Here is a 13,158-nt window from a genome sequence, read left to right as displayed (position 1 = left end):
ATGAAGTCTCAGGTTTCTACAGTTTTTCCAGGGCCATGTTCAGCGCCAGCACATTCACCACCGGCGGGCCCACCAGGGGTTGCTCGGTGTGGGTATCGAGCAACTGCTGCAACGTCGACACCGGCACATTCCTGGCGGCGGCGACACGCGCCAGTTGATAGGCAATCGCGGCCGGAGGCAAGTGCGGATCCAACCCGCTGCCGGAGGTGGTCAGCAGCGCCAGGGGCACCGCGCCCTGGCCAGGGACTTGGAGTTTATGGGCGTCATCGATCACGCGGGTGGCCAGCGCCGGATTGCTCGGAGAAAAGTTGCTCGCGCCACTGGCCACGGTCGCGAAGGCGCCCGCCGAAGGCCGTGGGTGAAACCAACCATCGCCGACAAAATCCTGGGCGATCAGCCGGGAACCGCGGACCTTGCCATCGGCATCATGGACCAGGCTACCGTTGGCCTGGTCCGGGAAGGCGATTTGCGCCACGCCGGTGACAATGAGTGGGTAAGCGATGCCGGTGATCAAGGTCATCAGGAGTAACAGGCTCAGGGCCGGGCGAATCAAGGTGAACATTCTCAAATCCTCAGGTGAAAACACATCTTTGATGGGTGTCCTCAGGCTCAAACCAACCCCAGCCCCGTCAGTAACAGGTCGATCGCCTTGATCCCCACGAACGGCACCGCGATCCCGCCCAGACCGTAGATCAGCAGGTTGCGGCGCAGCAAGGCCGCAGCGCTCGCTGCCTGCACCCGCACGCCGCGCAGGGCCAGGGGGATCAACACGACGATGATCAAGGCGTTGAAGACGATGGCCGACAGGATTGCGCTCTGCGGGCTCTGCAGTTGCATGATGTTCAACACGCCCAACTGCGGATAGATCGAGGCGAACAGCGCCGGCAGGATCGCGAAGTATTTGGCGATGTCATTGGCAATCGAGAACGTGGTCAGCGCGCCACGGGTGACCAGCAATTCCTTGCCGATCTGTACCACATCCAGCAGCTTGGTCGGATCGCTGTCGAGGTCGACCATGTTGGCCGCCTCCCGCGCGGCCTGGGTGCCGTCGTTCATCGCCATGCCCACATCGGCCTGGGCCAGGGCCGGAGCGTCGTTGGCGCCGTCGCCGCACATGGCGACCAGCCGGCCATCGTTCTGCTCATGGCGAATGCGCGCCAGTTTTTTCTCCGGCGTGGCCTCGGCCAACACATCATCCACGCCCGCTTCGGCGGCAATCGCGGCGGCGGTCAGCGGGTTATCGCCCGTGACCATGACCGTGCGAATCCCCAGCTTGCGCAACTCGGCGAAGCGCTCGCGGATGCCGGGCTTGACCACATCCTTGAGGTGAATGGCGCCAAGCAATTTGCCGTCGACGCAGACCAGCAACGGCGTGCCGCCGCTCTGGGCGATCTTGTCGACTTCCCGCGCCAATGCGGCGGGCAGCCCATCACGGGGCAAACCGATGAAACTCAACAGTGAATCCACTGCGCCCTTGCGATAAACCCGTCCCTGATAATCCACGCCGGACAAACGGGTTTCGGCACTGAAGGGCACGGCTGTCAGTAACTCAGCGGCGGGTTCAGCCTGCGGATGCAACCCACGCAGATATTCGACGATGGACTTGCCCTCGGCCGTGTCGTCGGCCAGCGAGGCAAACAAGGCGCCTTCAGCCAACTCCTTGGCGCTCACGCCTGGAGCGGCGTAGACCGCGGCGCAGCGGCGGTTGCCGAAGGTGATGGTGCCGGTCTTGTCCAACATCAGCACGTGTACATCCCCCGCCGCCTCCACGGCGCGGCCGGACTTGGCGATCACGTTCAGGCGTACCAGGCGGTCCATCCCGGCGATGCCGATGGCCGACAGCAAGCCGCCGATGGTGGTGGGAATCAACGTCACCAACAGCGCCACCAGGAACACCAGCGGCAAGCTGCCGTTGGCGAAATGGGCGAACGGCTGCAACGTCACCACCACCAACAGGAAGATCAGCGTCAGGCCAATCAACAGGATATCCAGCGCCACTTCGTTCGGGGTCTTCTGGCGCTTGGCGCCTTCGACCAAGGCAATCATGCGGTCGAGGGTAGATTCGCCGGGATTGCTGGTGATGCGCACCAGCAGCCAGTCGGAAACAAGCCGCGTGTTGCCGGTGACCGCCGAGCGATCGCCGCCGGACTCACGGATGACCGGCGCCGATTCCCCGGTGATCGCCGCTTCGTTGACCGCCGCGATGCCTTCGATCACTTCGCCGTCGCCAGGGATCATTTCCCCCGCCGCGACCCGCACCACATCGCCTTTGCGCAGGCGAGTAGCAGGGATCACCTCAAAACTGTCCGCCGTCTGGCGGCGGGCGCTCAAGCCTTCGCTGCCAGCCTTGAGGCTGTCGGCACGGGCCTTGCCGCGCCCTTCGGCCAAGGCTTCGGCGAAGTTGGCGAATAACACGGTGAACCACAGCCACAGGGCGATCTGCGCGGCCACGAACGTCGGCACGGCGCTGTCGGGAACCAGGCACAGCACGGTGGTGAGGATCGCGGTGACTTCCACCACCAGCATCACCGGCGCGCGGTGCAATTGGCGTGGGTCCAGCTTGACGAACGCTTGCACCAGCGCTGGCCGCCACAGCGCCGACAGATTGGTTTTGGCTTGCTCCGGCGCCTTGGCGACGACGGTCTTGCTCATTGGCATGTTCATCATCAAATCCTCAGAAACCCAGGCTCAAGTGTTCGGCAATCGGACCCAGGGCCAGGGTTGGCAGGAAGGTCAGGCCGCCCACCAACAGGATGGTCACCGTCAGCAAGGTCACGAACAGCGGGCCATGGGTGGGAAAACTGTTCTGGCCGACGGGCGCGGGCTTTTTCATCGCGAGGCTGCCGGCCAACGCCAGGACGGGAAGGATGTAGCCGAAACGACCAATCAACATGCCCAGGCCCAGCATCACGTTATGGAATGGCGTGTTGGCGCCGAACCCCGCGAACGCCGACCCGTTGTTGGCCCCCGCCGAGGTGTAGGCATAGAGCAACTGGCTGAACCCGTGAGGTCCAGGATTGCTGACCGCCGCCGCAGGGCCGGGCAGGCTCGCGGCGATGGCACCCAGCACCAGGACGCTGACGGGCATCACCAACAGCGTCACCACCAGCAACTGCACTTCCCGGGCGCCGAGCTTCTTGCCCAGGTATTCCGGCGTGCGACCGATCATCAACCCGGCGAGGAACACCGCGATCAACACGTTCAACAACATTCCGTAGAGACCCGCGCCGACGCCGCCGAAGATCACCTCGCCGACCATCATGTTCATCAGCGCCACCATGCCGCCCAGCGGATTGAGGCTGTCGTGCATGGCGTTGACCGAGCCGTTGGACGCCGCCGTGGTCGTCACCGACCAGAGCACCGATGCGGTGGTGCCGAAGCGCGCCTCCTTGCCTTCCAGCGGCGCGGCTTGTTCAACGGCAGTGTCGTTGAGGGCCGGATTGGGCTGGTATTCGGCCCAAAGCGATGTCGCACCGCCGATGAGGAACAAGGCAAGCATGCAGGCAATGATCGCCCGGCTCTGGCGCAGGTCCTTGACGTAATGGCCGAAGGTGAACACCAGCGCCGCCGGGATCAGGATGATCGACGAAACCTCGAACAGATTGCTCCACGCCGTCGGGTTCTCGAACGGATGCGCCGAGTTGACACCGAAGAAGCCGCCGCCATTGGTGCCCAATTGCTTGATCGCAATCTGGCTGGCCGCCGGCCCCAGAGGGATTACCTGATCAACGCCCTGCATCGTTACGCCATGGACGTAATGCGCCAAGGTCTGCGGCACGCCCTGCCACACCAGGAACAGCGCCAACACCAGGCACAGCGGCAACAATCCGTAGAGCGTGGCACGAGTCAGGTCGACCCAGAAATTGCCCAGGGTCGTGGCGGACTTGCGCCCGATCCCGCGACACAGCACCACCAGCACGGCCAGGCCGGTGGCAGCGCTGACGAAGTTCTGCACCGTCAGGCCGATCATCTGGCTCAAGTAACTGAGGGACGCTTCACCGCTGTAGGACTGCCAGTTGGTATTGGTCATGAAACTGACCGCCGTATTGAAGGCCTGGGTCCATTCCATCCCGGGCAGGTTTTCAGTGTTGAGTGGCAAGTGCCCCTGTAACAGCAGCACCGTGAACAACAACGCAAAACCGGCGAGATTGAATGCGAGCAAGGCCAGGGTGTACTTCTGCCAGCTCTGCTCGGCAGTCGGATCGACACCGGCCACCTTGTAACAACCGCGCTCCACCGGACCCAGCAGCGGTGAGAGCCAAGTGCGCTGGCCTTCCATCACCCGATAGTAAAACCGCCCCAGAAACGGCGCCGGAATCAACACCAGCGCGAAGAAGCCGAGGATCAGCCCGTAGTCATAACCGTGCATAGCCGCTCCTAACCCCGGTCCGCGCGCAACAGCGCAACCAACAGATAAATGAACAGCGCCACTGCCAGCAGCAGCGACACCCCGTCCAGAACACTCATGGGATTTCTCCGTGGTACGGCGTCGTGCCGTGTGTGGGGGGATTGTCGGTAGGGAGGGTGTAAAGGTGCGAGATCGAGGGTTGGGGTGGGGGATAAAGAAAATGTAAATAATCAGGTGGCGGTCGTCGAAGCCCGCTATGTACGAGCCTGCTCGCGAAGGAGCCCTCGCAGGCTTCAACGCTCCGAACTGGGGCACAAACCCTGCCTATCCAGCGGCGAACATCCCCGATACGACACGATTCCACCCTTTACGACCGCCGAAACCATACTGGCACGTCCACTGCACTGCCCCTCCCCCAGCGCTTTTGCTACTTATCGAGGGGGAGCCACCGATGAACACACAACTCAAACCCACCCTGGGCACCCTGCACCTCTGGGGCATTGCCGTAGGCCTGGTAATTTCCGGCGAATACTTCGGCTGGAGCTACGGCTGGGGCGTGGCCGGCACACTGGGCTTTCTGGTGACATCGTTCATGGTGGCGGCCATGTACACCTGTTTCATCTTCAGCTTCACCGAACTGACTACCGCCATTCCCCACGCCGGCGGGCCGTTTGCCTATAGCCGTCGGGCCTTTGGCGAGAAAGGCGGGTTGATTGCCGGGTTGGCGACGTTGATCGAATTCGTTTTCGCCCCGCCCGCTATCGCACTCGCCATCGGCGCCTACCTGAACGTGCAATTCCCGGCGCTCGACCCGAAACACGCCGCCGTCGGTGCCTACATCGTGTTCATGGGCCTGAATATCCTCGGCGTGAAACTGGCCGCGACTTTCGAACTGGTCGTCTGTGTACTCGCCGTCGCCGAGCTGCTGGTGTTCATGGGCGTGGTCGCGCCCGCCTTCAGCTTCAGCAGTTTCGCCCTGAACGGCTGGGCCGGCTCGGACGTCTTCGGCGCACCGGCCATCGCCGGGATGTTCGCGGCCATCCCCTTCGCGATCTGGTTCTTCCTCGCCATCGAAGGCGCGGCCATGGCCGCCGAAGAAGCCAAGGACCCAAAACGTACGATCCCCAAGGCCTACATCAGCGGCATCCTGACGTTGGTGTTCCTGGCCATGGGCGTAATGTTCTTCGCCGGCGGCGTTGGTGATTGGCGCACCCTGTCCAATATCAACGACCCGCTGCCACAAGCCATGAAAACCGTGGTCGGCGAAAGCTCCGGCTGGCTGCACATGCTTGTCTGGATCGGCCTGTTCGGCCTGGTCGCAAGCTTCCACGGCATCATCCTCGGCTACTCGCGCCAGTTTTTCGCCCTGGCCCGCGCCGGCTACCTGCCCGCCTCCCTGGCCAAACTGTCACGCTTCCAGACCCCGCACCGGGCGATCATCGCCGGTGGACTGATCGGCATCGCCGCCATCTACAGCGACGGCCTGATCAACCTCGGCGGCATGACCCTCACCGCCGCGATGATTACCATGGCCGTGTTCGGCGCCATCGTCATGTACATCATGAGCATGCTCAGCCTGTTCAAGTTGCGCAAAACCGAACCGAATCTCGAACGTACCTTCCGCGCCCCCGGCTATCCGATCGTACCGGGGATCGCCCTGGCACTGGCGGTCGTGTGCCTGGTGGCGATGGCCTGGTTCAACGCCCTTATCGGGCTGATCTTCCTGGGGTTCATGGCGGTGGGGTTTGTGTATTTCGTCCTGACCGCTCAGTTGCGTGCAGATGCGCCGGCTGATGCGATGTTGACCGGGCTATAACGTGGACACGGCATAACCGGCGTAGTATGGAACCACTGCGAACAGTCTTCGCTCATAAGTGGTAGGGGCAATGGCCAGCGAAAGACTCGCCTGGCCAAGGCCCCCTCAAGGAGAGCCCTATGCCCTGGTATGCCTGGTTAATCCTGATCGTCGCCATCGGCTCGATCGTGGGTGGTTTGATGCTGCTGCGCGACACCGCGAACAAGGTGGAATTGACGGATGAGCAGCGCAAGCGTGTTGCAGAGCGCAATGCGGAAATGGATGCGAAGGAAGCCAAGGATCGCTGACCCGCTTTTGGTGGCGAGGGAGCTCGCTCCCTCGCCATAAGAGCGGCGCGCCGTGGCTCTACTGTTTCTCCCAATCCGCCTTGGCAATATGCAACCCATGCAGCCCCTTGTAGGTCGCCCGCTCAGGCTGACTCCAGCCTTGTAACAACGAATCCTCCAACCGATAGATTTCCACCCCTAGCGGACGACAAACGCTAAGAGGATCCTGCGCCTCCGGCCCCCACATCGCCAGCGACAAATCACCACCGGGGCACGTCGATAACGCACACAACAGATCGATCTCAGCAAAGAACTCTAGATAATCGCCCTTCTGCGCCGGACACGCCTTCATGAAATACATGTCGTCATGATTCAGGCCGGTGCATTGGAAGATGTTCAGCACATCGTGAACATCGAACTCGGTCAAACCATAAGGCAACACCGCGCGGGTCAGGTTCGAGTGGCAATGATGATGGAAATCCTCACCGGTCAGCATCTTGTTTACGTAGGGATCACACCGTGTACCCAGCAGATCGTGCAAACGCCCGCCGTGCTCGTCGATGCCATAGTCGGCGAGACTGTCATCGGTAATCGTCACCAACGGTCGCAGAAATGGCAGATTCGACCAAAGCCGATCGTAGATGCTGACATGAGCGCCCTGAAGCTGGCGCGTGCGCGCGGCCCAAAGACGCTCTCGTGGGTCATGGGCATTCCAGACGTTGAAATCTCCTACCTGCGGGCCGACCGGCGTGGTTACGCGAAAGACATGCCCCGCCGGCACTTGCCAGGCGCGGCCAGTGCGGATGGGTACTTCGAACTGCTCGATCAGCGTGCGCTTGTCCTGTTCGGCGCGGATTCGATCGTAGAACGGCTTGTCCACTTGGAGCGCGGAACCTTTGCTGACTTGGTAGGCGGCTGGGTAGTCTTTGTACATGGCGCGGATCCTTTGATCAGTGAGGGTTGGCGGATGTCAGCAGATGCAACAGCAACTGTTCGGAATCGTCGAGATAACGGCTCATGCCTTCGTGGGCCGCTTGCCTGTTGCCTTCAGCCAACCAGTCATGAATTTGCCGGTCACGGGCGAGCCACGGCGCCTGGAAACGCGCGTCATCGGGAGCTGAACAAAACACCAACCGAAGCTGTGCGACCACGTTGGTGAAGAATTCATCGAGCAGAGGACTGCGCATCAATCCCACGACATGCTGGTGGAATGCCAAGCCGTGAGTCCCTACGGCGCGCCAATCTTCGCGCTCCCGTGCAAGCTCAGCGGCTTCAAGGGCTTCGAGCATGCGGTCGGACTGGTACTCGCTCAGCGGTTTGCTGCTGAGAATGGCCTGTAACTCCAAGGTACGACGGACCTTGAACAGATCCCGGACATCATCGACGCCCAACCGGCGAACCATCACCCCTTTGTTACGCACGTAACGGGTCAACCCTTCCTGGCCCAAACGATGCAACGCTTCACGAATGGTATTGCGCGAAGCGTTGTAGGCTGAGACCAGGTTGTTTTCGACGAGCGCCATGCCTGGGATCAGGCGGCCACCGATGATATCGGCGCGTAGCTCAAGCGTGATCTGATCGGCCAAGGAAAGAGCATTGGTCATTGAGGGGGGCCCTTAGATTGTTGAACAATCGATAACATCCTGATAATCACTTTCCATGCCAATGCAGGGCTTCCCAGCGGATTGCTTCCGCCAGATAGCAAAAAGGCCAGTCAACTCGACCGGCCCTCCCTTCAATCACTCATCAATTCACTTCCAACTTGTCACGGTTCCTGTCGAGAATCGCCTTTCCGATCCCCTTGACCTCCAGCAACTCGTCCACCGAAGAGAACGGCCCATTACTCTCCCGATACGCAACAATCGCGTCTGCTTTACCCTTGCCAATCCCTGACAGCTCGCGCTGCAGCGTCGCAGCATCCGCCCCGTTCAGATCCACCTTGGCACTTTGCGTTTGGACCGACTGTTCCACCGATTGTGGTGCGGCCATTGTCCCTGGTTTGACCGCTGGCGCCGCGATAACAGCAATCGAGGCGCTGGTGAGAAAGGCAAAAATCAGAGAGTAGAAATAGCCTGTACGCATAAATGACGCTCCATGACATCGTTGAGAGAGAAGCAGCTTTTCCGAAGCTGCTTCTCAAACTTAGGCGATCATGAAGGGGTGTCAAAAGTGTGTACGTTACGAGGTGTGTAACAATCAGGGTTCAAGGCGACGTTGCTGGTAGATCCAATCGACGATTTCATCGTCGGGGGTATAGCCATGGACAGTTTCGCGTAACATCTGACGCACCCGTGCGTAATCGTCGCTCTCAACGGCATTGAGCAGCTCACCGAGCTTGGACTTCAGCGTATCCCAAGGCAGATGATCCTCGTTCGCCGTCATGATCATGGGATGCTCGGTTGCGGCAACGTTATCGCCGATCAGCAATTCCTCATACAGCTTCTCACCAGGCCGCAGACCGGTGAATTCTATGGAAATGTCACCCTGGGGATTACGCTCGGAACGAATGCTCAGGCCCGATAGATGAATCATCTTTTCCGCCAGCTCGACGATTTTCACCGGCTCGCCCATGTCCAATACGAACACATCCCCGCCCTGCCCCATGGAGCCAGCCTGGATCACCAACTGCGCGGCTTCGGGAATGGTCATGAAGTAACGGGTGATTTTTGGATGCGTGACGGTCAGCGGACCGCCGGACTTGATCTGGCTGTGGAATAAAGGGATTACCGAACCCGAGGAACCCAACACGTTGCCGAAACGAACCATGGTGAACCGGGTTTTGTTCACCCGCGATACGTTGGCTTTATCGCCAAACAATACAGGGGCGACCTCTCCACTCAAGGCCTGAAGTGTCAATTCAGCCAAACGCTTGGTACTGCCCATGACGTTTGTTGGGCGCACCGCCTTGTCTGTAGAGATCAGCACAAAGTTGGAAACCCCGGACTGCAAGGCAGCCTGAGCGGTGTTCAGCGTGCCGATGACATTGTTCAACACACCTTCGGCGATGTTGTGTTCCACCATTGGCACGTGTTTATACGCTGCCGCGTGGTAGACGGTTTCCACCTTCCAGGTTTTCATTACATCCAGCAATTTATCCGGATGGCGGATAGAACCCAGAATCGGCAACAATTTCACCGAAGCAGACTCTCGATCAACACGCTGCTCCAACTCGGACAGGATGCTGTAGAGGTTGAACTCGCTGTGGTCGAACAGCAGAAGCGTGGTTGGCCTCAGCGAGAAGATCTGCCGACACAACTCCGAACCGATCGATCCGCCCGCCCCGGTTACCAATACCGTCTTGCCCTTGATACAACGTTCAAGCAAGTCAGGCTGGGCAGGTACGGCGTCACGACCAAGCAAGTCGGCGATATCCACTTCCTGGATATCGTCCACTTTTACCCGGCCGCTGGCGAGGTCTGTGAAATTGGGAACGCTTCGAATGTGTAAGGGGAAACGCTCGAGCATCGAGAGAATTTCCCTACGACGGGCGCGGGTGGAGGACGGTAAGGCCAGAAGGATTTCCTGGGCGCCTGTAACATCGATCATTTGCTGAATATGCTTGGGCTTGTAGACTTGAAGCCCGGAAATCGATCGATCAGCGATACTCGAATCGTCATCGATAAACGCCACGGGCCGCATCACTTTCCCCATGCGCAAGGCGGCGACAAGCTGATTCCCCGCTACACCGGCGCCATAGACCGCGACTTTCGTCAGGCCGTCGTCGCGATTGGTAAACGGTATGTGCTGTCCGCCGGTGAACCAATCCCCCATGAAGTATTGGCGCATGCATAGGCGCAATCCACCGATGATGACCATGCTCAGCCACCAGTAGTTGAAGATAATGGAACGGGGGACGACGGTCTGGTGGTTGCTGTACCAGTAGACGACGACGGCCAGGATCAGGGAGGAGAGGCTGACAGCTTTAATGATGGCGACAAGGGCGTCGTTGCCGAAATAGCGCATGACGGCGCGGTACATGCCGAAGCGGATGAAGAGGGGGATGGCCACAATCGGTGCAGACAGGAACAGCCAGAAATGCACCCTTATAGGATTAGCAACGTCATCTATACCCAGCCGGACGACGAACGCCAACCATAACGCCGCCCAAACGAGCAACACATCTGTCAAAACCTGGATCAATCGTTTATGGCGGCGCGGCAAACGCAGCAGGTAGTCGCGCATTCTGTCCATATTTTCTATTCCATTCTGGCATACGCAGCAGATTGAATCTGCGGCAACATTGTACTGGGGTAAGGGGGTCCATTACAGATAAAATAACAGGTATCGGAGCGTGAGAGAGCCCCGCGTCGATTCAAAACGCCATGACAACCTGTCCCCTCACTCCAACAGCCATAAATCCGCACCGTCAATCCGGTCCTTCTGTACTGCGGTTAGCCGGGCGAGAAGGTATACTCCCGGACGCGAATTTAGACCCAGCCAGTCGCTTCTGCGGACCGCCAGCTATCATGCCTGGCCCCATCAAGCCGAAGTTCATAGGCCACTCAGGCAATCACAAACAGAGTTAAACGAGCAAGGTATAGGGAAGTGAGCGCAAGCATGCATATCGGATTCTGGACTAAAACAAAGAGCATTCTAAAATGGGCGATCCTTGGTTGCACTCTTACGCTGGCGCTTACATGGGCCCTCTTGAAAACTCCCATCCTAACGCCCACGCTCAAAATCGAGACCCTAAATTTTCCCGGGGAAACGTCGCAACTGTTCTATAAAAAACTTTCATCCTATTCGGAACAGAATTCTGCATTTGCAAAGCTCGACTCCTCACGAACAACATTTCAGTTTAGACTGCCTTTGTACGATGACGAGCTGCGCTGGGACCCCCTTGAGAAAGCGGGAACGTTTTACCTTAAATCAGTTAGCATCAATTTACTAGCGTATCGAAAATCTGTTTCATTGGATGACGTCAACCCTACCTTTGAGTTGCAAAAAGGTATAAGAAATAACCGGACGGTTTTCGTAGCGCCACCGGGCTCGATCGACCCGCAAATCAGAATTCGAATAGATAGCGAAGCTCTGGACATTGCAAGGATTAGTGTAGCTTTCGTACTTGCCGTTCTAATCACACTAGCCACACTCATCTGGGTTAATTGGCACACCGCCATCTTGGCATTTGCAGAGAAGGACACTCTGTGGATAAAACAGCTGAAAAACGCGTTACACAAAGATCAATTTTCGGCCTCCGAATTTATTATATTGTTTGGCATCGGCATCGCCCTAAACCTGATCCCTGTCACCAGCTTTTTTTTATCAGTAGACGATGAAGTAGGTGCATATCGAACTGATCCGTCAGCTTGGATATCAGATGGCAGATGGACCGCGTTTCTTGTTGAGAAATTCATTTTTCCATTACCGGTTTTGCCTTTTGCTCCAAACCTGTTCTTCTATGCATGTTTGGCGATCTCCTATATGGTAATTCTCCGAGCACACAACCTGAAGTTCAATTGGGCTACCGCCTTAGCATACTGCGTGTTCGTCGCTCATCCGATCTGGTGGTTCATAGGCGAGTTTTATTCAAATTTACCATCGGCAGGGCTGGGAGTGATGTGCCTCTCTATAGCCGTATACATCACGACGCGTTTGAACCTTTCCAACCAATTCAATCGTACCAAAATCCTCCTAATGATCATCGCGAGTCTCTGCTTGGCGCTTGCAGTAGGAGCCTATCAATCACTAATTATGTTTTACATGGTCATTGGGATAGGCAGCGTCATATTTGCATTCAAAGATAAGACGACCGAGCAAACAGCGCTTCTAGAATCCGCATTCAAGCGGGTAAGTTATTTAATCGCGGTATTTCTTGCTGGCCTAGCTCTCTATTTTCTACTCAACAAAATTGCAAAGCACTTTTACCCCGCAAACTATGGCTACCTGGATAGCTTCCTACGAATAGACGCACTAATAACTGACCCACTGCTTATATTCTCGTTAACCTTCGAGGAAATGTTCAAAATATATACCGGCTCAGAGCGGGCTTATGGCGTAGCGTTTTTTAGTTCCGCAGTCGCTTTAGGTTTTTCCATATTGTTCTTGGTTACCCAGAAGACGTGGGTAGCCTGCCTGCGCATGACTCTATTCATCTGCGCCCTGCTCATCTCCCCATTTCTACTACATTTTGTCACTGGGGGAGCATACCTCCCACTGCGCTCCATGCTCGCCATATCTTTTATTAGCTGGATGAGCGTGATGGTTATTCTTCAGAACAAAGGAGCTCTTCGCATATTCGGTGTTGCTCTTACATCCATCCTAATATTCCAGATGATAACCATCAATGGTCAATATGCGGCTAGCACGATATTAGCAACCACACATGACCGCCTCACCGCTCAAGCTATTTACTCGCGGATCGCCGAGGTAAATCCAAATTTTGACCGAGACACATTGGCGTCTATAGATATATATGGAAAACTTTCCTTCGTCAGCAGATACCCTTCTCCCAGCTCCTCTACGATGAGCGCGTCATTTTTTGACTGGGACGACGGAAACGCTAATAGAATGATCAGATACATGCAGCTGATAGGATTCCAAAACCTATCTGTAATACACCCCACCCAACGAATAGAACTGACGCCAAAGTTTAAAGACATGCCTATATGGCCTGCGCCGGGCTCAGTCCGGTTGGAAGATGGAGTTTATCTGATCAAGCTGTCCGAAACCCCAGACCCTACCCATGCACAATATAAGCAGACAGGCCTCTGAAGAGGTCTTGCCCC

Annotated in this window: 11 protein-coding genes; 3 read left to right on the top strand and 8 right to left on the bottom strand. The window is 57.5% G+C overall.

The genetic code is table 11. The features are described 5' to 3' along the window. Positions 1-16: 16 nt before the first annotated feature. From kdpC to kdpF, 4 genes are read right to left on the bottom strand one after another with little or no spacing between them, the layout of a single operon-like run. Positions 17-562: a potassium-transporting ATPase subunit KdpC gene (kdpC, locus tag JZ00_RS08980; protein WP_039588879.1), complete on the bottom strand. Its 546-nt coding sequence runs from the start codon at positions 560-562 to the stop codon at positions 17-19. A 47-nt stretch (positions 563-609) separates the two neighbouring features. After that, the gene (gene kdpB / locus JZ00_RS08975; RefSeq protein ID WP_039588878.1) at positions 610-2,664 is read right to left on the bottom strand and encodes a potassium-transporting ATPase subunit KdpB; all 2,055 of its coding nucleotides are present in this window, start codon (positions 2,662-2,664) and stop codon (positions 610-612) included. 10 nt (positions 2,665-2,674) lie between these two features. Beyond that, positions 2,675-4,369 (bottom strand): potassium-transporting ATPase subunit KdpA, encoded by a 1,695-nt coding sequence (gene kdpA / locus JZ00_RS08970; RefSeq protein ID WP_039588877.1) that lies wholly within the window; start codon positions 4,367-4,369, stop codon positions 2,675-2,677. Between the two features lie 8 nt (positions 4,370-4,377). Beyond that, positions 4,378-4,467, bottom strand: a complete 90-nt coding sequence (gene kdpF, locus JZ00_RS08965; protein WP_032863112.1) for a K(+)-transporting ATPase subunit F — start codon at positions 4,465-4,467, stop codon at positions 4,378-4,380. A gap of 332 nt (positions 4,468-4,799) precedes the next feature. On the opposite strand from kdpF, the gene eat reads away from it, so the two are divergent. Both eat and JZ00_RS30055 read left to right on the top strand, forming a co-directional pair. Beyond that, positions 4,800-6,164: an ethanolamine permease gene (gene eat, locus JZ00_RS08960; protein ID WP_039588876.1), complete on the top strand. Its 1,365-nt coding sequence runs from the start codon at positions 4,800-4,802 to the stop codon at positions 6,162-6,164. Positions 6,165-6,283: 119 nt separating this feature from the next. After that, positions 6,284-6,451 (top strand): DUF2897 family protein, encoded by a 168-nt coding sequence (locus JZ00_RS30055; protein WP_080942495.1) that lies wholly within the window; start codon positions 6,284-6,286, stop codon positions 6,449-6,451. Between the two features lie 58 nt (positions 6,452-6,509). On the opposite strand, the gene JZ00_RS08955 is transcribed toward JZ00_RS30055, so the two are convergent. The 4 genes from JZ00_RS08955 to JZ00_RS08940 all read right to left on the bottom strand — a co-directional run bounded on the left by JZ00_RS08955 (position 6,510) and on the right by JZ00_RS08940 (position 10,621). After that, entirely contained in the window at positions 6,510-7,364 is an 855-nt protein-coding gene (locus JZ00_RS08955) for an urea carboxylase-associated family protein (protein WP_039588875.1), read from the bottom strand. Positions 7,365-7,380: 16 nt separating this feature from the next. Beyond that, on the bottom strand, positions 7,381-8,034 hold the full coding sequence (locus tag JZ00_RS08950) for a GntR family transcriptional regulator (protein WP_039588874.1): 654 nt from the start codon (positions 8,032-8,034) through the stop codon (positions 7,381-7,383). A gap of 142 nt (positions 8,035-8,176) precedes the next feature. Further along, the gene (locus JZ00_RS08945; RefSeq protein ID WP_039588873.1) at positions 8,177-8,512 is read right to left on the bottom strand and encodes a ComEA family DNA-binding protein; all 336 of its coding nucleotides are present in this window, start codon (positions 8,510-8,512) and stop codon (positions 8,177-8,179) included. Between the two features lie 114 nt (positions 8,513-8,626). After that, complete coding sequence (locus tag JZ00_RS08940) at positions 8,627-10,621, bottom strand: polysaccharide biosynthesis protein (protein WP_039588872.1); 1,995 nt, start codon at positions 10,619-10,621, stop codon at positions 8,627-8,629. A 366-nt stretch (positions 10,622-10,987) separates the two neighbouring features. Between JZ00_RS08940 and JZ00_RS08935 the strand changes: the two genes are divergently transcribed. Beyond that, positions 10,988-13,144, top strand: a complete 2,157-nt coding sequence (locus JZ00_RS08935; RefSeq protein WP_039588871.1) for a glucosyltransferase domain-containing protein — start codon at positions 10,988-10,990, stop codon at positions 13,142-13,144. Positions 13,145-13,158: the final 14 nt, after the last annotated feature.

Source organism: Pseudomonas frederiksbergensis (assembly GCF_000802155.2).
In the GTDB taxonomy this organism is placed as follows: domain Bacteria; phylum Pseudomonadota; class Gammaproteobacteria; order Pseudomonadales; family Pseudomonadaceae; genus Aquipseudomonas; species Aquipseudomonas frederiksbergensis_A.
The sequence above is the reverse complement of the archived record's forward strand: the minus strand, read 5'-3'. Positions and strand labels throughout refer to the sequence as shown.